The 22,641-nt window shown below is 63.8% G+C and carries 21 protein-coding genes; 11 read left to right on the top strand and 10 right to left on the bottom strand.

The window, feature by feature from the left end; translation table 11 throughout:
• Window positions 1–8 precede the first annotated feature (8 nt).
• From QM797_RS04795 to QM797_RS04785, 3 genes are all read left to right on the top strand, one after another.
• Entirely contained in the window at window positions 9–1,169 is a 1,161-nt protein-coding gene (locus QM797_RS04795) for an enolase C-terminal domain-like protein (RefSeq protein WP_283273999.1), read from the top strand.
• Between the two features lie 45 nt (window positions 1,170–1,214).
• Window positions 1,215–2,030, top strand: coding sequence for an IclR family transcriptional regulator (locus QM797_RS04790; RefSeq protein WP_283273997.1), 816 nt, complete (start codon window positions 1,215–1,217; stop codon window positions 2,028–2,030).
• A gap of 103 nt (window positions 2,031–2,133) precedes the next feature.
• On the top strand, window positions 2,134–3,402 hold the full coding sequence (locus QM797_RS04785) for a sensor domain-containing phosphodiesterase (RefSeq protein ID WP_283273996.1): 1,269 nt from the start codon (window positions 2,134–2,136) through the stop codon (window positions 3,400–3,402).
• A 16-nt stretch (window positions 3,403–3,418) separates the two neighbouring features.
• Here the strand turns inward: QM797_RS04785 and QM797_RS04780 are convergent, their stop codons facing one another.
• The 3 genes from QM797_RS04780 to QM797_RS04770 form a co-directional block, all read right to left on the bottom strand.
• Window positions 3,419–4,618, bottom strand: a complete 1,200-nt coding sequence (locus QM797_RS04780; protein WP_283273995.1) for an L-talarate/galactarate dehydratase — start codon at window positions 4,616–4,618, stop codon at window positions 3,419–3,421.
• 76 nt (window positions 4,619–4,694) lie between these two features.
• Window positions 4,695–5,648, bottom strand: coding sequence for a 2-hydroxyacid dehydrogenase (locus QM797_RS04775; protein WP_283275276.1), 954 nt, complete (start codon window positions 5,646–5,648; stop codon window positions 4,695–4,697).
• A gap of 14 nt (window positions 5,649–5,662) precedes the next feature.
• Window positions 5,663–7,009 (bottom strand): enolase C-terminal domain-like protein, encoded by a 1,347-nt coding sequence (locus QM797_RS04770; RefSeq protein ID WP_283273993.1) that lies wholly within the window; start codon window positions 7,007–7,009, stop codon window positions 5,663–5,665.
• Window positions 7,010–7,297: 288 nt separating this feature from the next.
• Here QM797_RS04770 and QM797_RS04765 point away from each other — a divergent pair, with 288 nt between their 5' ends.
• From QM797_RS04765 to QM797_RS04755, 3 genes are read left to right on the top strand one after another with little or no spacing between them, the layout of a single operon-like run.
• Complete coding sequence (locus tag QM797_RS04765; RefSeq protein ID WP_283273991.1) at window positions 7,298–8,896, top strand: aldehyde dehydrogenase (NADP(+)); 1,599 nt, start codon at window positions 7,298–7,300, stop codon at window positions 8,894–8,896.
• A 31-nt stretch (window positions 8,897–8,927) separates the two neighbouring features.
• A complete protein-coding gene (locus QM797_RS04760) occupies window positions 8,928–9,854 on the top strand; it encodes a 5-dehydro-4-deoxyglucarate dehydratase (RefSeq protein WP_283273990.1) in 927 nt (308 codons plus the stop codon).
• Window positions 9,854–11,122, top strand: a complete 1,269-nt coding sequence (locus QM797_RS04755; protein WP_502942263.1) for a glucarate dehydratase family protein — start codon at window positions 9,854–9,856, stop codon at window positions 11,120–11,122. Before QM797_RS04760 ends, QM797_RS04755 begins: the two co-directional genes overlap by 1 nt.
• Before the next feature lie 7 nt (window positions 11,123–11,129).
• Here QM797_RS04755 and QM797_RS04750 read toward each other — a convergent pair whose 3' ends face one another.
• Genes QM797_RS04750 through QM797_RS04740 form a run of 3 tightly spaced genes read right to left on the bottom strand, consistent with a single transcriptional unit; the run spans window position 11,130 to window position 14,154 of the window.
• On the bottom strand, window positions 11,130–11,777 hold the full coding sequence (locus QM797_RS04750; RefSeq protein ID WP_283273988.1) for a TetR/AcrR family transcriptional regulator: 648 nt from the start codon (window positions 11,775–11,777) through the stop codon (window positions 11,130–11,132).
• A complete protein-coding gene (locus tag QM797_RS04745) occupies window positions 11,774–12,619 on the bottom strand; it encodes an SDR family NAD(P)-dependent oxidoreductase (protein WP_283273987.1) in 846 nt (281 codons plus the stop codon). The genes QM797_RS04750 and QM797_RS04745 overlap by 4 nt, the downstream gene beginning before the upstream one ends.
• The gene (locus tag QM797_RS04740; protein ID WP_283273986.1) at window positions 12,616–14,154 is read right to left on the bottom strand and encodes a flavin-containing monooxygenase; all 1,539 of its coding nucleotides are present in this window, start codon (window positions 14,152–14,154) and stop codon (window positions 12,616–12,618) included. Before QM797_RS04740 ends, QM797_RS04745 begins: the two co-directional genes overlap by 4 nt.
• Before the next feature lie 122 nt (window positions 14,155–14,276).
• Here QM797_RS04740 and QM797_RS04735 point away from each other — a divergent pair, with 122 nt between their 5' ends.
• A complete protein-coding gene (locus QM797_RS04735; RefSeq protein ID WP_283273985.1) occupies window positions 14,277–14,663 on the top strand; it encodes a cupin domain-containing protein in 387 nt (128 codons plus the stop codon).
• A gap of 202 nt (window positions 14,664–14,865) precedes the next feature.
• On the top strand, window positions 14,866–16,491 hold the full coding sequence (locus tag QM797_RS04730) for a ribonuclease J (protein ID WP_502942262.1): 1,626 nt from the start codon (window positions 14,866–14,868) through the stop codon (window positions 16,489–16,491).
• On the opposite strand, the gene QM797_RS04725 is transcribed toward QM797_RS04730, so the two are convergent.
• Window positions 16,488–16,892 (bottom strand): MerR family transcriptional regulator, encoded by a 405-nt coding sequence (locus tag QM797_RS04725; RefSeq protein ID WP_283273983.1) that lies wholly within the window; start codon window positions 16,890–16,892, stop codon window positions 16,488–16,490. The two genes, QM797_RS04730 and QM797_RS04725, sit on opposite strands and share 4 nt — an antisense overlap.
• A gap of 34 nt (window positions 16,893–16,926) precedes the next feature.
• Window positions 16,927–18,435, bottom strand: a complete 1,509-nt coding sequence (locus QM797_RS04720; RefSeq protein ID WP_283273982.1) for a SulP family inorganic anion transporter — start codon at window positions 18,433–18,435, stop codon at window positions 16,927–16,929.
• 171 nt (window positions 18,436–18,606) lie between these two features.
• Between QM797_RS04720 and QM797_RS04715 the strand changes: the two genes are divergently transcribed.
• Window positions 18,607–19,500, top strand: coding sequence for a LysR family transcriptional regulator (locus QM797_RS04715; RefSeq protein WP_283273981.1), 894 nt, complete (start codon window positions 18,607–18,609; stop codon window positions 19,498–19,500).
• A gap of 235 nt (window positions 19,501–19,735) precedes the next feature.
• Here the strand turns inward: QM797_RS04715 and QM797_RS04710 are convergent, their stop codons facing one another.
• Window positions 19,736–20,518, bottom strand: a complete 783-nt coding sequence (locus QM797_RS04710) for a class I SAM-dependent methyltransferase (protein WP_283273980.1) — start codon at window positions 20,516–20,518, stop codon at window positions 19,736–19,738.
• The gene (locus tag QM797_RS04705) at window positions 20,490–21,587 is read right to left on the bottom strand and encodes a LacI family DNA-binding transcriptional regulator (protein ID WP_283273979.1); all 1,098 of its coding nucleotides are present in this window, start codon (window positions 21,585–21,587) and stop codon (window positions 20,490–20,492) included. The genes QM797_RS04710 and QM797_RS04705 overlap by 29 nt, the downstream gene beginning before the upstream one ends.
• 80 nt (window positions 21,588–21,667) lie before the next feature.
• On the opposite strand from QM797_RS04705, the gene QM797_RS04700 reads away from it, so the two are divergent.
• Window positions 21,668–22,357, top strand: coding sequence for a hypothetical protein (locus QM797_RS04700; RefSeq protein ID WP_283273978.1), 690 nt, complete (start codon window positions 21,668–21,670; stop codon window positions 22,355–22,357).
• Window positions 22,358–22,370: 13 nt separating this feature from the next.
• The gene (locus tag QM797_RS04695) at window positions 22,371–22,547 is read left to right on the top strand and encodes a hypothetical protein (protein WP_283273977.1); all 177 of its coding nucleotides are present in this window, start codon (window positions 22,371–22,373) and stop codon (window positions 22,545–22,547) included.
• Window positions 22,548–22,641 lie beyond the last annotated feature (94 nt).

The following is a 22,641-nucleotide window of genomic DNA, read 5'->3' as shown; positions in this document are numbered from 1 at the left end:
TCACCGCCATGTCCAGCGTCATCACCGAGGTTGCCGTCCAGGTCTTCAAGACCGAGGCACGCACCGCAGTCGATTCCTACGGTCATCGACACCCAGGACCGTCCGTCCCGACCACCCAGGCACTGTTGCGGATCACCGATTCCGACGGCGTCAGCGGCTACGTCCTGGGCAAGACAAACTATCTGCGTGAAGATCAAGTGGATCAACATTTTCGACCGGTCCTCATCGGCACCGATCCGCTGCACCGCGAGGAGATGGACCGCAAGTTCGCGGTCAGGCAACGCACCAGAGCCGTCGAACTTCCCGAGCACACATGCAGCTACGTCGATCAGGCGCTGTGGGATCTGGCCGGCAACCGATTCGACACCCCGGTGTGGAAGCTCCTCGGCGGAGCCCGCAGCGAGGTCAAGGCCTACGCGAGCACCATGTGCGGGGACGACATCGACGGCGGGCTGTCGAGCCCGCAGGAGTATGCCGATTTCGCGGTGACACTGAAGAATCGGGGCTACCAGGGAATCAAGCTGCACACCTGGATGCCGCCGCTCGAAGGGGCCCCGAGCCTCACACGCGACATCGAGGCCTGCGCTGCGGTGCGAGATGCCGTCGGACCCGGATTTTCGTTGATGCTCGACGGCTATCACTGGTACTCGCGTACCGATGCACTCAAGCTCGGGCGGGAACTCGACGCACTGAACTTCGACTGGTTCGAGGAGCCCATGGACGAGTTCTCGATGCGCTCGTACAAGTGGTTGGCGGATCAGATCGATACTCCCGTCATCGGCCCGGAGACCACTCCCGGTCGGCATCGTTCGCGGGCGGATTGGATCGCAAGCGACGCCTGCGACATTCTGCGGGTCGGCGCGATGAACGGCGGCGGCATCACCCCTGCACTCAAGACGGTGCACATGGCCGACGGGTTCGGGCTCGAATGCGAGATCCATGGCAACGGCGCTCCCAACCTCGCGCTCGTCGGCGGCGCGTCGAACATTCAGTGGTACGAGCGCGGACTGCTGCACCCGCTGGTGGATTACGACTGGGTGCCGCCGCACTTGAAGTCCATCGTCGACCCCATCGACGTGAACGGAATGGTGCAGATGCCGACCCGACCGGGCCTGGGTGAGGACATCGACCTCGAGTACGTCTCGAACAATCTGATCGCCGAGTACTAGTGTTCGTCGACAACATTCGTGTCCGCGTATGAAGCATCGTTCATCATGAGGGACACTGTCTCCATGGTGAACGATGTCACGGGCGCAACGGTGTCCGAGAGCCAGCCGGTGAAATCCGCGGAACGCACGATCCACATCCTCGAGACGCTGGCCGCGTCCCCCACGCGCATGAGCCTCGGCGAACTGCAGGAAGCGTGCGGGTATCCGCGATCGAGTCTGCACGCCTTGCTGCGGACGCTCAAGGAACTGCGCTGGATCGAGGCCGACGAGACCGGCTCCCGCTACGGCATCGGCACGCACGCCCTGCTGACCGGAACGTCCTACCTGGACAAGGACTCGGTGGTCAGCCGAGCCGCCGCAGTGCTCGAAGCACTGCGATCGGACGTGCGGCACACCGTCCACTTCGCCCGACGCGACGAGGACTCCGTCATCTACCTTGCCAGCCGCGGCTCCAAGCTCGAGGTGCGCCGCATGCACCGCGTCGGACGCAAGCTGCCATGCCACGTCACCGCGTTGGGTCAGGCTCTGCTCGCCGAACTGACGACCGACGAGGTGACTGCGCTGCTACCCGAGAAGCTCGAGCGGTACACCGAGAACACCATCGTCGATCGCGACGCCCTCATCGCCGAACTCGGCCAGGTTCGCCGACGAGGGTGGTCACTCGAGCAGGAGCAGGGCACCGTCGGCGTCGTCTGCATCGCCACCGTCGTGCCGTACCGCATCCCGGCCACCGATGCGCTCAGCGTCTCGATGCCCGCCGAAGTCGCCTCGTACCCGGGCGAACTCGAACGCATCGCCGCGGTGCTCACCGATCACGCGGCCGCCTGGGCGCGAGAACTGCGCGCCGAGGGAGTTCGCTGACGCGCACCCGGATGCGTGTCCTACCTCTACCGAACACCGACCAGGCGGGTAACGTCCAAATGAGCTGAAAAATCATTGTTCGATCGCAAAGAAGGACACCTCCATGCCGGACGACGCTGTGCGCGAGCGTTCCTCGCACGAGGCGATTGCCTCTGCCCTCGCCGATGTGAACGCTGTCCGCCCGGTGTTCCAACCCGTGATCGAGCTCGGCACGGGAACCGTCCTCGGGTACGAGGCTCTGGCGCGGTGGCCCGAGTTGCCCCTACTGAACCTGGATTCCGTGTTTTCGACGGCGGCAGATCTGGGCGTGGTGGACGATCTCGATTGGGCGTGTCGCACAGGCGCGGTCGACGCGGCACTCGCTGCAGGGATGGCACAGGAACTGTGTTTGTTCGTCAACGTGGAACCCCACACCGCGACAGGACCGACCGACGCCGCCAGGCGCGCGTTCGCAGCAGCCGAAGGCCGATTTTCCGTGGTGCTCGAGTTGACAGAGAGGTCACTGCTGGCCGATCCCGCGGTGTTGTTGGCCGTGGTTGCCGACGGGCGGCGGGCAGGATGCCGCATCGCTCTCGACGACATCAGCGTGCATCCGGACACGGTGACCATGCTCGAGTTCGTCGCACCGGACATCATCAAGCTCGACCGTTCGTTGGTGCAGCGAGATCCGAATCGAGCGCAGGCGCGCGTGATCGCCGCAGTACGAGCGCATTCCGAGGCGACCGGGGCGACTGTTCTGGCAGAGGGCATCGAAACCGACGAACACCTCGCCCGCGCTCACTCTCTCGGGGCGGTACTGGGCCAGGGATGGCTGTTCGGAAGGCCCGGTCCGCTGCCCGAGTCGGTGCGGACCGCACCGGGTGCGCTGTCGATTCTGAGCGAGCCCGTTGCGAACTCCGGTCTGGTGCCGAACCTGCCATCGGATCTGTTCGAGCTCGTGGCTCCGTCGATCGGAACCAAAGCCTTCATCCGCGCCATCTCCCGCCAGATCGAGGACCACGCCCGCGATACCAATGATTCGCTGGCCCTCATGTCCACGTTCCAGCATTACCGATGGTTCAGCCCGCCTGTCGCTGAGCAGTACGCATTTCTGGCTACCAAGCACGCATTTGTCGCGGCCGTGGGCGTCGGTCTGGGAGGAGAACCCGCGCCGGGTGTGCGCGGAGCAGATCTCGACCCCACGGAGGAGTTCACCCGAGAGTGGACGATCACCGCGGTCGGTCAGCACTATTTCTCGGCGCTCATCGCCCGCGATCTGGGCGATGAAGACTGCGCCGACGCGGATCGACGATTCGAATTCGTGCACACGCACAATCGTCAGCTAGTCGTCGCCGCAGCCAGATCGCTCATGCGCCGCATCATTCCCATGTGATTGGGGCTGGTACCAGCTAGCGCACCACCGTCATCGCGACCGTCCACGCCCGACCCTGCTCGCTCAACGTGAAGCCCAGACCCGGTCGAGCGGACAGGTGCATCCGTCCGTCCCGTGTTTCGAGGTGCTCGTCGAACAATGGGTCCAGCCAGTCGAAGTGCTCCACCCATGTCTGCAGGGGATACACAGCCGCGAGGTGCAGGTGGATCTCCATGGCGAAATGCGGGGCGAGCTGCAGATTGTTGTGTTCGGCCAGGGTGGCCAACTTCAGGAACTGCGTGATTCCGCCGATGCGGGGTGCGTCGGGCTGCAGGATGTCCACTGCGCCTGCCTCGATGAGGCGGACGTGCTCTCCGACGCTGGCCAGCATCTCGCCCGTCGCGATCGAGGTATCGAGGCTACGAGCGAGCTGAGCATGCCCCTCGGCGTCGTAGGCGTCGAGCGGCTCCTCGATCCACACGAGGTCGAATTGTTCGAGTATGCGGCCCATACGCTGCGCCGTCGGCCGATCCCATTGCTGATTGGCGTCGACCATCAACGGAACGTCGTCGCCGAGAAACTCGCGCACCGCGGTGACGCGGGCGATGTCGGTACGCCAATCCGGCTGCCCCACCTTCAGTTTGATGCCACCGATACCGTTGGCCAGGGAGATCGCGGCGTTTTCCATGACCTCCTCGATCGGAGTGTGCAGAAATCCGCCGGAGGTGTTGTACGTCTGCACCGAATCGCGTGCGGAGCCGATCAGCTTGGCCAGCGGCAACCCGGCACGCTTGGCTTTGAGATCCCACAGCGCGATGTCGATCGCGGCGATCGCCTGCGTGGCAACACCACTGCGGCCCAACGAGGCTCCGGCCCAGACCAGCTTGGTCCAGATCTTGCCGATGTCGTTCGGGTCCTCGCCGATGAGTACCGGAGCGATCTCCTGGGCATGCGCAAATTGGGCCGGCCCGCCCGCACGCTTGGAATACCCGAAACCGATTCCCTCATGGCCCTGTTCGGTACGAATTTCAGCGAACAGGAACACCACCTCGGTCATCGCCTCCTGTCGGCCGGTGAGGACCTTGGCGTCACTGATCGGGTTCCGCAGCGGCAATACGATCGAGGACAGTGTCACCTCGACGATGCGGTCGATGGTCGCCGCACCGGCTGCCAGCGCAGTGATCGCAGCATCCGGGGCAGTGAGGCCACTGGTGGGCTTGTCGGGGGCTATGGTCATCTCAGGCTCCTGGCGTCGTCATCGAGTTACACTGCCTCACAGCTTATTTCGGTTACCAATACTCGTCCAACACTATTTAACGGCCGATCGATGCCGCCAGTGCATCGATGTTCGACGCGATATCGGCGACCCTGCCCACGAACGTGTGATGCGTAACGCCGGACGAGTGCGGAGTCATCAGCACATTGTCGAGATCGCGGAACGGCAGGGAGCTCGGCTCCCCTATCCCATCCGGACCCGGGTAGTGGTACCAAACATCGATGGCGGCCGCGGCAATCGCGTTGCAAGACAACGCGTCGAACAGCGGTTGCTCCTGCACCAAGGGCCCACGACCGACGTTGACGAGTACCCCATCGCTGCCGAGCCTGCTCAGCTCCTCGGCACCGATCATGCCGCGCGTGCGCTCGTTCAGCGGTGCGGAGACCACGAGAACATCCGCGAAATCGATCAACATGCCCAGATCGTCTGTACCCGAGACCCACTCCAGACCCTCATCCGGTGCCCGCCCGCTTCCGGTGACCGCTGCACCGGTTGCGCCGTATGCCCGAAACAGCTGCCAGGTTCGCCGACCGATGTGTCCGAACCCGACGAATCCGATGCGAGCACCACTCAGCGACAACGGTTGCGCGATGCTCGGGTCGTAGACGGCAGTGGCGAACACCCCCGCGCGGAGTGCGCGATCCTGCTCCAAGAACTTGCGGCGCAGCATCACCGTTGCTGCGACGACGTACTCCGCAATCGACTGCTCGTGATGAAAGGTGTTGCACACCTGCACATCGGGGCCCAATCCGGAGCGATCGACGTTGTCCGTGCCGGCACCCGCGACGTGCACCATACGCAATTTCGGCGCTGCGGCACCCATGGCCGCACTGAACTTGCCGCCGACGTAGACGTCTGCGTCGGCGAGTTCGTCGATGACCCGACTCTCGTCGAAAGGCACGCACCAGATCACCTGAGCCTCGGCAGGCAAGCCCGCCTCGAACTGCTCGCGGTGCGGGAGAACATTACGATCGCCGACGACGATCTTCATCAGCGCACCAGAACTCATCGAACCAGAGCCGGCCGCTTGCTGTCGAAGGTCCAACCCTCGATCAGATACTGCATGCCAATGGCGTCGTCGCGGGCACCGAGACCTTCCTTCTGGTAAAGCTCGTGTGCCGCGTCGATCTGCTCGAAGTCCAGTTCGACGCCAAGGCCAGGCTTGTCGGGCACGGTGAGGTACCCGTCCTCGATCGTGAAGGGCTCCTTGGTGACTCGCTGGCCGTCCTGCCAGATCCAGTGTGTATCGATGGCGGTGATGTTCCCGGGAGCGGCCGCGGCCACGTGGGTGAACATGGCCAGTGAGACGTCGAAGTGGTTGTTGGAGTGCGATCCCCACGTCAGGCCCCACGCGTCACATAGCTGCGCGACTCGTACGGACCCGGACATCGTCCAGAAATGCGGGTCGGCCAACGGGATGTCCACGGCACCGGACCGGATGGTGTGGCCCATCTCGCGCCAGTCGGTAGCGATCATGTTGGTCGCGGTCTGCAGTCCGGTGGCACGCTTGAACTCCGTCATCACCTCACGTCCGGAGAAACCGCCCTCGGGTCCGACAGGATCTTCGGCATAGGCCAGCACGTCGCGGAGGCCGCGGCAGGTCTCGATTGCGTCCTTCAGGAGCCAGCCGCCGTTGGGATCCAACGTGATTCGAGCCTCGGGGAATCGCTCGGCCAGCGCGCGCACCGCGGCAGCCTCCTCGGCCGCGGGCAGCGCACCACCCTTGAGCTTGAAGTCTTGAAACCCGTATCGGGCCTGTGCCGCCTCGGCGAGGCGCACGATCGACTCGGGATCCATCGCCTCCTCGTGCCTGATACGCATCCAGTCATCGGCTCCCGCGACCTCATCGTCTGCACCGCGGTAGGCGAGGTCGGTCTTGGTCCGATCGGCGACGAAGAACAGATAGCACAGAGCCTGAACCTTCTCGCGCTGCTGTCCGTCACCCAACAGCGCGGCGACGCTGACGCCGAGGTGCTGACCCAACAGATCCAGCAGCGCCGATTCCACGGCGGTCACCGCATGGATGGCGATCCGCAGATCGAACGTCTGCGCGCCGCGGCCACCGGCATCACGATCTGCGAACGCGCGACGCATCTCGGCCAGCACTGCGTTGTACCGGCCGATGCCCTGGCCCTCTACGAGCACGCGCGCATCCTCCAGCGTCTGCCGAATCGCCTCGCCTCCCGGCACTTCGCCGACGCCGGTGCGCCCGTCCGAGTCGGTGAGCACCACCAGATTGCGGGTGAAGTACGGGGCGTGGGCTCCGCTGAGATTCAGCAACATGTCGTCGTGCCCCGCGATCGGAATGACGCGCATCTCGGAGACGACGGGTGTGCTGGTGTGGACGTTCATGTCCGACCTTTCTCGTACGCCATCGGTGACTCGGCTCACAGACGACAGTAGAAGTCCCGATCGATTCCTGTCCAAGACCATCTGCGCATCGACCGATGCCGTAGTGGTATCGGTGATCGCGGACCGAGCCCATCGGGCCTGGCAGCAAGATCGATACCGAGACTGAATCAAACGCGACATCATTTGACTTGGACATGTATCGATCGGCCTTCTACCGTGGTGAGCTATGAGCCAGGTCACGCCTCGGCGTCAGAGTACGGACCGCACCACAGCCTTAGGAGTCACCCCATGACAGCGTCGACGACACAGTCCACCCACCTCACCGGCCGGATGATCATCGCAGGCGTCCCGGTCTTCGGTAGCGGCACGCAGATTCACGGAATCGACCCCAGCACCGGCGCGAACCTCGAACCCGCCTACGGTCACGGCGACAATACCGACGTCGAGAAGGCCTGTGCCGCAGCGGCCGAAGCATTCGCCGATTACCGTGCCACCTCTTCGGAGACCCGCGCCCAGTTCCTCGAAACCATCGCAGACAACATCGCAGCTCTCGGCGACACGCTGATCGAGCGGACCGTCGCCGAGTCCGGACTTCCATTGGCCCGCATCACCGGCGAGGTCGGCCGCACCACCGGCCAGCTCCGCCTGTTCGCTTCGGTTCTGCGCGAGGGTAGTTGGAACGGTGCCCGCATCGATCCGGCGCAGCCCGAGCGCACACCGCTTCCGCGCGCCGACATCCGCCAGCGACAGATTCCGCTGGGCCCCGTTGCGGTGTTCGGGGCCAGCAACTTCCCGCTCGCCTTCTCCGTTGCCGGCGGCGACACCGCCTCCGCTCTCGCTGCCGGATGTCCCGTAGTGGTCAAAGCACACGATGCCCATCCGGGAACGTCCGAATTGGTCGGCCGCGCCATCACCGACGCGGTGTCCGCCACTGGAATGCCCTCGGGCACATTCTCTCTGCTCTTCGGCTCCGGCCGTGGACTCGGAACCGCTCTGGTGACCGACCCTCGTATCAAGGCCGTCGGATTCACCGGATCACGTTCGGGTGGAACGGCTCTCGTCGCCGCCGCAGCCGGTCGTCGCGAGCCCATCCCGGTGTACGCCGAGATGAGTTCCATCAACCCGGTGTTCGTCATGGACGGCGCTCTCACCACCCGCGGAGCCGAACTCGGCCGTGCCTTCGTCGCATCGCTGACGATGGGCTCGGGTCAGTTCTGCACCAACCCCGGTCTCGTCATCGCCGTCGACGGCCCGGGCTTGCAATCCTTCACCGAGGCGGCCACTACTGCCGTCGCCGACTCTGCCCCGACCACGATGCTCACCCCGAACATCGCCACGAGCTACGCCGAGGGCGTCGACGCACTGAGCGGCGTCGTGACCGAACTCGCCCGCGGTACCGACACCCAGGCCCCGAACGCCTGCCGCGCAGCGTTGTTCGAGACAGACGCCGATACATTCCTCACTTCCGAGGCGGCCCAGGCCGAGGTGTTCGGCGCATCTAGCCTCATCGTTCGGTGCACCGACGCGCAGCAGGTTCGCGACGTCGCCACGCTGCTCGAAGGTCAGCTCACCGCCACCGTTCATGCCGACGAGACCGATCACACCGAGGCGGGCAAGCTCCTCTCGGTCCTCGAACTCAAGGCCGGCCGCATCCTGTTCGACGGATGGCCCACCGGCGTCGAGGTCGGCCACGCGATGGTCCACGGCGGCCCCTTCCCCGCCAGCTCGAATTCCCGCACCACCTCGGTCGGATCGCTCGCAATCGAGCGCTTCCTGCGTCCTGTTTCTTACCAGGACGTGCCGACATCGTTGCTGCCCAGCGCAATTGCCGACGGAAATCCCGACGGGATCTTCCGTCGTGTCGACGGCCGACTCACCCAAGACTGACTCACCCCACCTAGTTCTCGAGGAGACCACCATGCTCGACGGAGTCCTGTTCTTCCCCGTCACCCCGTTCACCGCCTCCGGTGAGGTCGATTACGACCTGCTGGCCGCGCACATCGCGAAGGGTGTCGACGCCGGACCCGGTGGAGTGTTCATCGCCTGCGGCACCGGCGAATTCCATGCCCTCGAAAGCGAGGAGTTCGGCAAGATCGTGCGCACTGCAGTCGACGTCGTCGCGGGCCGTGTGCCGGTGTACGCCGGTGCCGGCGGATCCGTCGCCCAAGCAAAGGCGTTCGCGGCGAGCGCGAAAACCAACGGAGCCGACGGCATCCTGTTGCTGCCCCCGTACCTGGTGACGATGCCGCAGGCCGGTCTGGTCAACTACACCAAGGCCGTGGCCGCAGCGTCCGATCTGCCGTTGATCGTCTACAACCGCGGCAACGCTCGCTTCACCGAGGACTCGGCCGTCGAGGTTGCGCAGCTGCCCACCGTCGTCGGATTCAAAGACGGTACAGGCGATCTCGATATGGTCGGCCGCATCGTCCGCGCAGTTCTGGATGCCCTGGAGCCGTCGGGCAAGCCCTTCCAGTTCTTCAACGGACTACCCACCGCCGAGGTCTCCCAGCAGGCGTACCGAGCGATCGGTGTCACGCTGTACTCCTCGGCCACGTTCGCCTTCGCACCCGAGCTGGCGCTGGCGTTCTACCGGTCTCTCGACAGCGGTAACGAGAAGCTCACTGCCGCATTGCTTCGCGAGTTCTTCCACCCGCTCGTGCGCTTACGCGACAAGGTGCCCGGTTACGCCGTCTCCCTCATCAAGGCAGGCGTGACGATGGAGGGCATCGAGGCCGGACCCGTTCGCCCGCCGCTGGTGGACATCAGCGCACCGCATCTCGAGGAACTCACCGCAATCGTTGCCGCCGGCCGGGCCGTGTTGGCGGACGAGCTCGCGGTGCACTGATGCAGGATCCGGTTCTGATCACCGGTGCCCGGATCACTCCGATCGCCTTCGTCGATCCCCCGTTGCTCAACACCGTCGGGGTGCATCAGCCCTACGCATTGCGCGCCATCATCGAATTGGATACCGATGCCGGCGTCGTCGGGCTCGGTGAGACCTACGCCGACGCTGCGCATCTTGCCCGACTCGATGCCGCAGCTCAGGCCATCACCGGCCTGGACGTGTTCGTTCTCAACGCCATTCGAGATGCCGTCGATACGGCCCTCGGGACGCTGTCCATCACCGGCGGAGACGGCGTCGCAGGAATGATCACCACGGCCAGTACCACCGACCGAGTGTTCTCGCCGTTCGAGATCGCCTGCCTGGACGTTCAGGGCAAGGTGCTCGGTCGACCGGTCTCCGACCTGCTCGGCGGCAAGGTCCGGGACTCGGTTCCCTTCAGTGCGTACCTGTTCTACAAGTGGGCAGCGCATCCCGGCGCACAGCCGGACGAGTGGGGCGAGGCAGTCGACCCGGCCGGCCTCGTACGGCAGGCCCGAAAGATGATCGGCGAGTACGGCTTCGGAGCCATCAAGGTCAAGGGCGGCGTCTTTTCACCCGACGAAGAGATAGCCGGAATCAAGGCGCTCCGCGAAGCATTCCCGGAGCTGCCGCTTCGGCTCGACCCCAACGCCGCGTGGACGGTCGACACCTCCATCCGAGTCGCTTCCGAGCTGGACGGCATCGTGGAATACCTCGAAGACCCCACACCCGGACTCGACGGGATGGCCGAGGTCGCGCGCGAGGCGAAGATGCCACTGGCGACCAACATGTGTGTCGTGGCCTTCGATCACCTGAAGCCTGCCGTGGTGAAGGACTCGGTGCAGGTCGTGCTGTCCGACCATCACTACTGGGGTGGCCTGCAGCGCTCGAGGTTGCTCGCCGGAATCTGTGACACTTTCGAGCTCGGACTGTCGATGCACTCGAACAGCCACCTCGGCATCAGTCTGGCGGCCATGGTCCACCTTGCCGCAGCAACACCGAACCTGACCTACGCCTGCGACACGCACTGGCCGTGGAAGCACGAGGACGTCGTCGTGCCGGGGGTGTTGAACTTCGTCGACGGCGCAGTGGCCGTTCCCACCGGGCCCGGTCTGGGCATCGAGATCGACCAGGATGCGCTCGCGGCGCTGCATCAGCAGTACCTCGACTGCGGTATTCGCGACCGCGACGACACCGGTTACATGCAGAGCATCGATCCTAGCTTCGAGAACACCTGCCCGCGTTGGTGATCGGGCTCTACGCCTTCAGCGGCGCGACGATGTTGGCGAGCATCGTCGCGATGGTGGCGACGACGATGCGACGCTCTGCGACATAACCGCTCTGATACCAGGTCATCGCGGTGTGGCTTATGCCGCCGATTGCGGCGGTCGCGAGCAGGTCGACATCCATATCGGGGCCCGACGGTACGTCGCCCGCGAACGTGCGGAGGTAACCGAGCAACAGCGCACCGAACTCCTGCATCACCGTCAGGTACGTCTGCTCCACACGAGGGCTGACCCCGAGCACCTCCATCCACACCACTCGAGCCAGGTGCGGATCTTCGACGACCTGGAAGAAGGGGTCGAGCAACTGCTTCGCAACCTCCCTCAGATCGCCGTCCCGATTCACCTGCACAATCGCGTCGGACACCGAATCAGTGAGGCGTGCAATGCTTTCGGCGTAGACTGCTAGCAGTAGGTCCTCGGTCTTGTCGAAGTACTGATAAAAGTGCCGGTCGGCGATCTTGGCCTCGCGGCACAGTCCGCGGACGGTTGCGGCTCGATACCCGCCGCTGCCGAACATCCGCAGGCCCGCGTCCATCAACTGCCTACGTCTGCGATCGTCCCGATCAGCGGCACTCTCACCGCCGTACGCCCGGCCGGCCGCGTCGGACACTGCACTCATCGCCGTCGGGCATCCAGTTCGGCAGTCAGACGGATCAATTCGGCGTCCCGCTCCATCGCGGCGTCCATGATCGGGTTGACGATGCCGCGCAATATCGAGATCGGGATCCACCGGCCGGGTACGGCAATGCGTGGAGCTCGGCGACCGATACCTCGAACCGCCACACGGGCCAGCTTGTCAGGCGTGATCGGGCGGAGCAGCGGAGTGGGGAAGGCTCGGGCGATCATGGCCGTCGCGACGGTGTCGCCGCCGAACGCAACCTCGGCGATCGGCGTTGCCACCCATCCCGGGTACAACACTCCCGCCGTCGCTTTCGTGCCTGCAAGTTCCGAACGCAGAGCACGACCGAGCTGTTCGACGGCCGCCTTCGATGCCGCATACGGCGCATTCGCCAGTCCGTTGAGATACGCATACGTCGACGAGGTGAGCAACACGTATCCGCCGGATTCGACGATGTGTGGGAGGGCGGCGCGCACCGTGTTCCACACGCCGATCAGGTTGACGCCGATGACACGCTCGAAGACTCCGTCGTCGATGGAACGGACGGTCGATGCCTGTGCACCGCTGGAGATTCCAGCGTTGGCCATCACGACGTCGAGCTTGCCGAAGGTGTCGATCGCGGTCGCGACGGCCGCGTCGAGCTGCTCCCGCACGGTGACGTCGGCATAGGCGATTGCCACGCGTTGGTTGCCCAGCTTCGCCGCTACCGACTCGAGATCGGTCGACGCCATGTCGACCAGAACGATCGAGGCACCGCGTCTATGCAGTGCGGTCGCCACGGCGGAACCGATACCGCCTGCCGCTCCGGTGATCAGCGCTACCTGTCCGGTGTGCTTGCTCATGCCGAAACCTCGTCTTTCGTCGTCACCTCGGTGGATGACCGGTGGATGTGATGGGCTTCCGGCCGAAAACGCTTGGCCCAGCGGCGGAATGTGAAGCTGAATCCCGGGAACATGGCGACCACGTGTCCGGATTTGGACTGGTACCAGCTGTGGCAGCCGCTGTCTTTCCAGACGGTGCCGTCCATCTCGCGATGAATAGTGTCGGTGTACTCCTGCTCGGCGGCAGCGGTGACCTCGATGGCGGTCGCACCCACCTGTCGGACGGCGTCGATGGCCCGCACGATGTACTCCATCTGAGCCTCGATGAGGAAGATCGCGGAGGTGTGCCCGATTCCGGTGTTCGGTCCGGTGACGACGAACAGGTTGGGGAAGCCAGGAATCGTGGTGCCGAGGTAGGCGCGCGGGTAGGGATCCCAGACATCGGACAGGGCCCGGCCGCCGCGTCCGATCACGGGGTAGGAGATTACGCCGTCGGTGGCGTCGTATCCGGTGGACCACACCAGGAGATCGACATCGACGTGTTCGCCTGTGGTAGTGACAATTCCGGTCTCGGTGATCTCCGAGATGCCGTCGTTCTTGTCGTGCAGGGTGACGTTCGCCTGCCCCAGCGCGGGATAGAGCGTGTTGGACAGCAGAACCCGCTTGCACCCGATGACGTAGTCCGGGGTGACCTTCGCTCGAAGCAAGGGATCCGGAACCTGAGACTCGATGTGCTCGAGAGCAGTTCGCTGGGCCACGGCCTTCAACATTCTCCGCGAGTACTTGAACCCGATGATGCGGGTCTCGAGACTCCAGTAGATGCCCGCGCGCACCAGTCTGCGAACAGGCCCGAGCCGCAGCAGCTTCCGCTGCAACGGCGTGAACTCGCGATCGTTTCGAGGCATCACCCAGTGCGGGGTGCGCAGGAAGACGTGCAGCTGCGCCACGTCGGGTTGGATCGCGGGAATCACCTGCGCGGCACTGGCACCACTGCCGACGATAGCGACGCGCTTGCCTGCGTGGTCGTACTCGGTGTGCCAGTCGTTGGTGTGGAACTGGGTGCCCTGGAACCGCTCACGTCCGGGGAACGGCGGTACGACGGGTGTGCTCAGTGGCCCCGACGCGTTGACGACGAACTTGGCCGCGTAACCGCCGCGCGAGGTGGCGATGACCCAGTGGTCTCCCACCCATTCGATCTTCTGGACATCGGTATCGACATGCGTGCGAGCCGGCAGACCGTTCGATTCGAGCACGTGGTCGGTGTACCGCTCGAGCTCCTCGCGTTCGGCGAACATGCGTGACCATTCGAACGGTTCCGACGCGATCGAGTACAGCGGACTCTGCACGTCGACGGCTGCACCCGGGTAGCGGTTCTGCTTCCACGTGCCGCCGAGAAACGGGCGTCGCTCCAGAATGACGAGATCGTCGATGCCTCGATCGAGCAATGCCTTCGCTGCGCACTGGCCGCCGAAGCCGCTGCCGATGATCACCACGGTGTGAATGTGCATGCTGACGAACCTCTCCCGCACGAGACGCAATCCGATGATGCGTGTCATCACTTTAAAGTGATGACGCGTGATTCCGCAATGGTGCGCACAACCATTGCGATACTCGGTGGGCGAATGCGCCGTCCGGAAGCCGCCAGCGTTGCCGAACAACGGTCCCTAGCGTGGCACCCATGATTCGTCCGAGTATCGATCCGATCGCATTCGACACAGCGGCCATTCCCTGGGATGCGTTCCACGACGACGGCACGCGGTCGGCGACACTCGCAGGGACCAGAGATCCCGGCATCATGTTCAGCTATGCATTCTTCGTCCCCGCCGGAGTATTCGACGCAGCCCACTCCCACAGCGCCGACGTCCACCTGGTCGTCGCCGCCGGAGAGCTCCGGTTGGGTTACGGCACTGCCCTGGACGTGAGCGCCACGCGCCGATTCCCGCAGGGTTCGTTTCTCCTGGTTCCTGCCGGAGCCGCTCACTTCGACGGCGCTGACGAAGACACAATCCTCATCGGCACCGCAATCGGGCCCTGGACCACCGAATACCTCGAAAAGTCCCCGTGATGTCATGGGCACAGCACGACGTTGACCGGCCGACCGGAACGGTGCATCGTGACGCGAATCCCGAGATCTCTGGACCGGGGTCGACACCAGGTCGGAGGCCCCCCGTAGCGTAAGTGGTATGTCTAGATCACCACGCAACCGCAGATCCCCCGCCGCACCGAGAAAGCGATCCTCTTCCGCGCTTTCGGCAGGGCACCTTCGCGTGATCGCGACCGGCGGTCTCGGCGAGATCGGCCGGAACATGACCGTGTTCGAATACGACGGAAAACTGCTCATCGTCGACTGTGGTGTGCTGTTCCCGGAAGAGCACCAGCCCGGCGTCGACGTCATCCTCCCCGACTGGAGTTGCATCCGGGATCGTCTCGACGACGTGGTCGCGATCGTCCTCACCCACGGTCACGAGGACCACATCGGCGGCGTCCCCTACCTGCTCCGCGAGCGTGGCGACATTCCCGTCATCTCGGCGAGGCTGACGCTGAACTTCCTGGCCGCCAAATTCGAGGAGTTCAAGGTCTCGACGAAGTTGATCGAGGTCGAAGCGGGGCAGACGCGTCAGGAAGGCCCGTTCGAGCTCGAGTTCCTCGCCGTCAACCACTCGATCCCCGACGGTCTCGCCATCGCGATTCGCACGGACGCCGGACTGGTACTGCACACGGGCGACTTCAAGATGGACCAGTTCCCGCTGGACGGTCGCATCACCGACCTCCGCGGGTTCGCGCGCCTCGGCGAGGAAGGGCTCGATCTCCTCCTCGTGGACTCGACCAACGCCGAGGTTCCCGGGTTCATGGTCTCGGAACGCGATCTGGTCCCGGCCATCGAGAAGGTATTCCGCGAAACATCGGGACGGGTGATCGTCTCGAGCTTCGCCAGTCACGTGCACCGTATTCAGCAGGTACTCGACGCCGCGCATGCGCAAGGCCGCAAGGTTGCTTTCGTGGGTCGATCGATGGTGCGCAACATGAAGATTGCGACCGACCTGAACTACCTCGATGTGCCCGACGGGCTCGTCGTGGACCTGCCGAAGCTCAATCGTCTTCCCGCGAACAAGATCACGCTGATCTGCACCGGATCACAGGGCGAGCCACTGGCCGCGCTGTCACGGATGGCGTCGGGTGAGCATCAGATCAAGGTGGGCGACGGCGATACCGTGCTGATGGCCAGCAGCCTCATTCCCGGAAACGAGAATGCGATCTACCGCGTCATCAACGGCCTCGTCGACAAGGGTGCACGGGTGGTGCACAAGGGAAATGCGAAGGTGCACGTGTCCGGTCACGCCAGCGCCGGCGAGTTGGTCTACTGCTACAACATCCTCGAACCCGCCAATGTGCTTCCCGTACACGGGGAATCGCGGCACCTGCGCGCCAACGCCGATCTCGCGATCAAAACCGGCGTGCCACGCGATCGCGTGCTGATCGCCGAGAACGGAAGCGTCATCGACCTGTTCGACGGCGTCGCGCAGATCACCGGAAGCGTTCCCATCGAACTGATCTACGTCGACGGCAGTGCCGTCGGTGGGGTGACCGAGGATTCGCTGGCCGAACGTCGCTTGCTTGCGAACGAGGGTGTGCTGACCGTCATTGCGATCGTTGATCCCGACACCGGCCTGCTGGTCGACGACGTCGACTTCATCGGACGCGGATTTGCCCACGAGGCCAACGCTTTCGACTCGTTGGCCAAAGCGATCGGCAAGACTCTCACGCGCGAGAGCGACGTCAACGTCGCCTCGCGCGAGCACATAGAGAAGCGCATCGTCCAGGAATCGGCCCGGTGGGCCAAGCAGACCCTGGGCCGTCAGCCGCTCATCGTCCCGGTGGTCGTGGACGGCTAGAGCTGGGCCGCTGCACCGCGAGTGGACAACACCTCGGTCAGCTCCTCGGCGTAGGCGAGCTGCCGCTGCAACGTGCGGCAGCTGTCCTCGGCCTTGGTGTGGCACTCGCGAACGAAAGACGCGGCCGACGACCTCGCGTCGTCGGCCGCGTTCTCGTCGCCCAGAATGTCGAGGGATTCCAGTAGCTGCTTCATCTCGGCCAACGTGAAGTCGAGGGGCTTCATCCGGCGAATGACGAGCAGGCGTTCGACGTCGGTCTCGGTGTACAACCGAAATCCGCCTGCGGAGCGGGCAGAGGGCGTGACCAGGCCTACGTCGTCGTAGTGACGGACAGTGCGGATGGACAGCTCGGTTTTCTGAGCTACCTGCCCGATCTGCATGTGTATGCCGTCGTCTGCCATGTGCCGCCTCTCTTCGCCCGACCAACCACCCTAGTCAGTGCTCGCCGCCCAGGTTTCCACTGAGACGATCGTGCCGCTCGGTCGACGGCGCGTTCAAGCCGACGATCTCCACCGTCTTTCCCTTGGCCGCGTACTTGGTGGAGATGGCGTCGAGGGTCGCCACCGTGGATGCGTCCCAGATGTGCGACTCGGACATGTCGATGACGATGTTCTTCGGATCTCCGACGTAGTCGAATTGATAGATCAGATCGTTGCTCGACGCGAAGAACAACTCGCCCTTCACCGCGTAGACGCGGGTGTCGTCGTCGGGATGAGCCACGTCGACCACCTCGGTCAGATGAGCGACCCTGCGAGCGAACAGCACCATCGCAGTGATCACCCCGACGACGACCCCGTACGCGAGGTTGTGGGTGACGACGGTGACCGCCACGGTGGCCACCATGACGAGGGTCTCGCTCTTGGGCATGCGGCGCAACGTCTTCGGGTTGATGCTGTGCCAGTCGAAAGTTCCAACGGAAACCATGATCATCACCGCGACCAACGCGGCCATCGGGATCAGCGCGACGATGTCACCGAGACCGACCACCAGAATCAGCAGGAAGACACCAGCGAGGAACGTCGAGATACGGGTGCGGGCACCGGAGACCTTGACGTTGATCATGGTCTGGCCGATCATCGCGCATCCGCCCATGCCGCCGGTGAAGCCGGTGACCAGATTCGCCACACCTTGTCCCCAACCCTCGCGGGTCTTGTTCGAGTGCGAGTCGGTGATGTCGTCGACGAGCTTGGCCGTCATCAGCGATTCCAGCAGCCCGACCAGCGCAATGGCCAGCGCGAAGGGCGCGATGATCGACAGCGTGTCGACGGTGAACGGCACGTCCGGAATCAAGAACGACGGCAGCGAGGACGGCAATTCACCTTCGTCGCCGACGTCGGGCACGGCCAGCGCGAAGACGAGGGTGACAGCAGTGAGTATCACGATGGCAATCAGTGGTGCCGGCACGATGGTGGTGAGCTTGGGCAGGAAGAACATGCTGAGCAGGCCCACCGCGACCATCGGATAGACCAACCACGGCACACCGATCAGATACGGGATCTGCGAGGAGAAGATCAGAATCGCCAGCGCGTTGACGAACCCGACCATCACGCTGCGTGGGATGAAGCGCATCAGCTTGGCCACGCCGAGCACACTGAGCAGGATCTGCAGTAGTCCGCCGAGGATCACCGCCGCGATCAAATAGTCGAGGCCGTATTCACGTGCCAGCGGGGCCACGACCAGCGCGATCGCCCCTGTGGCTGCGGAGATCATCGCCGGTCGGCCACCGACGATGGAGATGGTGACGGCCATCGTGAACGACGCGAACAGCCCGACGCGGGGATCGACCCCAGCGATGATCGAGAACGAAATGGCTTCCGGAATCAACGCCAGTGCCACCACCAGACCCGCCAGAACCTCGGTCTTGAGCCGCCTCGGTGAGCGCAACGCACCCAGCACCGAGACGTCTTCGACGGCGGTGGCAGGCACCTGGGCAGCTCGAGACACGACAACTCCGTTCGATGGGTGCGAGGGACTGCGACAGACACGGCGTCCACTCCGCGGGAAACTCTACTCTTACCGGAGAGAAGGTTGTCAATCGTCGAGGCATCGAGCAGTGCGCTAGATTCATACACAAAGGCACAACGAATCTCACTCCGCGATGCAAGGAATGAATCGATGTTCTCGCTCAATAGATTGTCCTGCTTCATCGCCGTCGCCGAAGAACTGCACTTCGGCCGCGCTGCCGAACGGCTGCACATGACGCAACCGCCGCTGAGCAGGCAAATCCAACAGCTCGAGAACGAAGTCGGTGTTCAGCTGATCGACCGCACGAGCCGATCGGTGACCCTGACGGCCGCGGGATTGGCTTTCCTTCCCGAGGCCCGACGCATCCTCGACCTCGCCGAGGGCGCACTACTGACGGTGCGACGCGTTCCCACCGGAGACCTGGGGACCGTCGTCGTCGGATTCACCGGCGCGTCGGCGCATGCAGTGCTCCCACAGTTGCTCGACGCCGCACGCGAGAAACTACCGGACGTGAAACTCGTTCTGCGCGAAATGGTCTCGGCGGTACAGATGGAATCGTTGGCCGTCGGCGATCTGGATCTCGGGTTGGCCAGGCCACCACTCAAGCGACCGGGCATCGCGTCCCGGCCGGTGCTGCACGAGTCGTTGATCGCAGCGATGCCCGAGCATCACCCGCTGGCCGAGAAAGACGAACTGTCGGTGGAGGACTTCGACGAGCAGCCGATCATCATGTACTCGCCGGTCGATGCCCGGTACTTCCACGAACTGCTGATCAGCACCTTCACCATCGTCGGGGTGTCTCCGCGCTACGTGCAGTACGTGACCCAGGTGCACACGATGCTGGTGCTCGTTCGTTCCGGCATCGGACTCGCTCTAGTGCCGGAGTCCGCGTCGACCATGCGGCCGGAAGGTGTTGTCTTCCGGCCGGTTCGGACCGTGAAGGAACGCCCCGTCGAACTCGACGCCGCCTGGCGAGTCGACAACGACAACCCGGCACTGCACCGCTTCATGTCCGACGTGCTGCCGACACGGGAATGGTCGTGACGCGCCTCTGATCGAGAGCGTGCCCGAAACCGCAAGTGAGCGCCCTTTTTATCGACTGCGCGCCCCCGATCACGTCATAGCGGGGGCGCGCAGTCGGTAGAAGCGGTGTGAGGTTGCCGTTTGCCAACCTATTGTCCAGATGCCCACCTTCGACGGTGGGCAGATGAATAATTTGTCGGCAGGGAGCGTGATCGATGGTCCGACAACCGCCGTGGACTACGGAACCGCACCGACCTCATCTGGCAACCATCGGCGCGCATTCGAGCAGCATGAAGAGTGGACGGGTGAAATTGGTTGCCCAGAATGTGTCGGATTGTCGTTGCTCAGCAGACGGGCGAGGCTCTCGCAGGTTCGTGACGGCGAACCCTGCCGCGGTGATCATCCCGATGTGTTCTTCCAACGAATAGAACTGCTGAAAGGACTCTGCAGGCGAGGTCAGACCCGCAACGTGGAAACGCTGCTGGACCGTTCTGACACCGAAGTAGTCGTCGATCGTGGACGCGAAGCCGATCCCCTCTCGATCTGTGCGGGCGGCGTAGAAGCAGGGATGCATGGACAGCACGATCAACCGCCCCGCAGGCTGCAGGACTCTGCGAAACTCGACGAACCTTCTGGCTGGGTCGGCTATCCCGTGGGGAAGACGATTCGCGACGACGACGTCGACACTCGCGTCCGGCAACGGTAGGTCGGCCACATCGGCGTGATGATATTCCGCGCGGCTGTCTCCACTCTTCGGGTGCTCGCGAGCTGCAACGATCAGCTCGGCGCAGGTATCGACGCCGTGCACGTGCGCAGCCCCGCGTGCGATGAGTTCGCGAGTGAAATACCCCTCGCCACAACCCGCGTCGAGTACGCGCACGCCTTCGGGGTCACCGACCAGATCCAGCAGGGCGACGTCGGTGACCTCCGTCTGAAACTTGTCGAGCCGTTGCCGAACGATGCGCTCCCAGTACGCCGCGTTCTGCTGATACCCGCGCGACACTTCGAGGTCACCCAGCATCTCGTCTCCCCGTGTCACCTGTTGATGTGATGACCGTGAGCAACGCATCGCACGCAGAACGCACCCCCGAGTCATGGATACCGTCGTCGATTCTGTGTCTCAGCGTGTCGGCCAACCGCGACTTGGAGGTCCCGAATCCATTGTCGTGAGCCAGAACTGCCACGATCGCTGTGGTCACCAGATAGTGCACGTACGCCTCGTTCCTGTCTTCGAGGTCGTGCAGGATGATCTCCACGGTATCGATGAGCGTTGTTGTCGGGGGAAGTGAGAAGTCCGTCGACTGCGCGAGGTCGGCACTGTAGGAGGCAAGTGACCATATTTCGTTGCGCTGCAACAACGGGCTTGCCCTCACGTCCGCCGCGTAGCGCCTGGCGACGTCGACGTCAGCATTTGCGAGAATCGTACCGATCCTGGAGCTTCGGTAGAGAAATGCGGAGCTGCGCTGTGGTGCGTCGGTCACGGTGATCGGTGATGCCCCATGAACTTTGGCGAGTTTGTGAACCAGAATTCCTGAACCCACCGTGCTGTACAGAGAGTTGTCGGAGGTGTTGGTCCCGGTCTCCACCATCCGAGTTGCCTGCGAAAGGAAGCAGTTCTGATTGATCAGCAACGAGCTCGGACCCGACGAGAACAGCGCGTCGAGCGCGACGTCGGGGGCGGATCCCCAAGAGCGCGTCAACCACGCGTTCGCCGAGCGCCGGTCCTGGCGCATCACGCTCGTGGCCGCACTCAGCACCGCAGCCACGTGACGCCCTGAGTCCGGTCGTCTCATCAGTGCGTCGAGCTCGGAGATCGACACTTCCAGGCCCACATCGGCGCACTGGAGAAGCGCCGCTTCGATCACGCGTGCTCTACTTCGCCGAGTGACGTACTCGGCGAGGTCGGGAATGACGGCGACCAAGTTTTGCAATGTCGCACCCGCGACCCTGTCCAGCCAAAAGTGGTCGGACCACAGCCTCGACACGGTACTTGTCGAGACTCCGGACAGGAGGACCACATCGGCCATGGTGAGCGACTCCTCGTCGGCGATCGACTCCAACGGCCGCGGACGCTGGAGTCGAGCCCCACGTTGCGGAACGGCCTTCACCAATTCGACATCCCCTTGTCAACAATCATCCCGTCTACGCGACAACTGTAGCGGATAGTCGTTGCTTACCCTCATGATTCATGAGTGCATCCGATCGGCTCGATACCGCCCGGATGTACCGCCAGATTGGACGGCTCGTCGTGTGGTCAGCTTTCTTGCACGTCGAGCAATCGACGGTCGTCGGACTGTCGATACCCCTGAGGAAGGGATACATGTTGTCTCGCAGCACTGCTCGACGCTCGACCGTCGTTGCTGCCATGGGCTTCACTGCTCTTGCATTGTCGTCGGGAATGGCGCAGGCCCAGGACGTTTCAAGCGCACCCACGCCGGTCACCTCTGCGGCCGACCATAGCGTCGGAACATTGACTCAGGTCTCGCAAGCCGAGTTCGTGCTACATCCCAGCGAAGGCGTGTCTGTCGCGGTCACCGATACCGGTGTATCCCTCACCGACGGCAACACGTCCGAGACGCTGCCGACAGCGACAACGGACAAAACCGGCGCGCCGGTGAACCTTCGATACGTGCAGGGCTCGGACGGGCTTCACATCCAGGTGATCGACCCCGCCAAGTCATCCCCCGAATCTGCCCCGGGCACCGAGACCCAAGAAGGCTTCTTCCAATGCGCGTTGGGCACTGCCGGCGGCGCCGGCCTCGGTGGGCTTACAGGAGCGGGGGTCGGCTCCACCGTCCCAGTGCTCGGCACAGGCATCGGTGGCATAATCGGTGGCGTGTCGGGTGCCGCCACCGGTGCCGCTGCATCGTGCTTCTGACCTAGGAGGAACCGTGAGTTCTGTTCTCTGGGCACCACGTTTCGCTGCCGTGTATTTTCTTGCGGCTCTCGCGGCTTTCGTACTGTTCACTGCCATCGGTTCGAACATGGCGATAGTTGCACCGCTGATCCTGGCCTCGGCCGGGATGGGAGTTGCTGTGCTGATTCGTAACCGCACGGTTCGCCAATGACTCGGTGCTGAAATTGTTCTGACGAAACATAGGAAAGCCTGCCGGCACAATAATCTTGCGCCGACAGGCTTTTCGTTTCTCAACACCGTCGCAC

Source organism: Rhodococcus sp. IEGM 1381 (assembly GCF_030056795.1).
Classification (GTDB): Bacteria; Actinomycetota; Actinomycetes; order Mycobacteriales; family Mycobacteriaceae; genus Rhodococcoides.
The sequence above is the reverse complement of the archived record's forward strand: the minus strand, read 5'-3'. Positions and strand labels throughout refer to the sequence as shown.

Excerpts from the sequence above, each read along its gene's own strand:
- QM797_RS04795 (WP_283273999.1), top strand. The coding sequence starts at position 9 with ATGTCCAGCGTCATCACCGAGGTTGCCGTCCAGGTCTTCAAGACCGAG.
- QM797_RS04790 (WP_283273997.1), top strand. The coding sequence starts at position 1,215 with ATGAGGGACACTGTCTCCATGGTGAACGATGTCACGGGCGCAACGGTG.
- QM797_RS04785 (WP_283273996.1), top strand. The coding sequence starts at position 2,134 with ATGCCGGACGACGCTGTGCGCGAGCGTTCCTCGCACGAGGCGATTGCC.
- QM797_RS04780 (WP_283273995.1), bottom strand. The coding sequence starts at position 4,618 with ATGACCATAGCCCCCGACAAGCCCACCAGTGGCCTCACTGCCCCGGAT.
- QM797_RS04775 (WP_283275276.1), bottom strand. The coding sequence starts at position 5,648 with ATGAAGATCGTCGTCGGCGATCGTAATGTTCTCCCGCACCGCGAGCAG.
- QM797_RS04770 (WP_283273993.1), bottom strand. The coding sequence starts at position 7,009 with ATGAACGTCCACACCAGCACACCCGTCGTCTCCGAGATGCGCGTCATT.
- QM797_RS04765 (WP_283273991.1), top strand. The coding sequence starts at position 7,298 with ATGACAGCGTCGACGACACAGTCCACCCACCTCACCGGCCGGATGATC.
- QM797_RS04760 (WP_283273990.1), top strand. The coding sequence starts at position 8,928 with ATGCTCGACGGAGTCCTGTTCTTCCCCGTCACCCCGTTCACCGCCTCC.
- QM797_RS04755 (WP_502942263.1), top strand. The coding sequence starts at position 9,854 with ATGCAGGATCCGGTTCTGATCACCGGTGCCCGGATCACTCCGATCGCC.
- QM797_RS04750 (WP_283273988.1), bottom strand. The coding sequence starts at position 11,777 with ATGAGTGCAGTGTCCGACGCGGCCGGCCGGGCGTACGGCGGTGAGAGT.
- QM797_RS04745 (WP_283273987.1), bottom strand. The coding sequence starts at position 12,619 with ATGAGCAAGCACACCGGACAGGTAGCGCTGATCACCGGAGCGGCAGGC.
- QM797_RS04740 (WP_283273986.1), bottom strand. The coding sequence starts at position 14,154 with ATGACACGCATCATCGGATTGCGTCTCGTGCGGGAGAGGTTCGTCAGC.
- QM797_RS04735 (WP_283273985.1), top strand. The coding sequence starts at position 14,277 with ATGATTCGTCCGAGTATCGATCCGATCGCATTCGACACAGCGGCCATT.
- QM797_RS04725 (WP_283273983.1), bottom strand. The coding sequence starts at position 16,892 with ATGGCAGACGACGGCATACACATGCAGATCGGGCAGGTAGCTCAGAAA.
- QM797_RS04715 (WP_283273981.1), top strand. The coding sequence starts at position 18,607 with ATGTTCTCGCTCAATAGATTGTCCTGCTTCATCGCCGTCGCCGAAGAA.
- QM797_RS04700 (WP_283273978.1), top strand. The coding sequence starts at position 21,668 with ATGAGTGCATCCGATCGGCTCGATACCGCCCGGATGTACCGCCAGATT.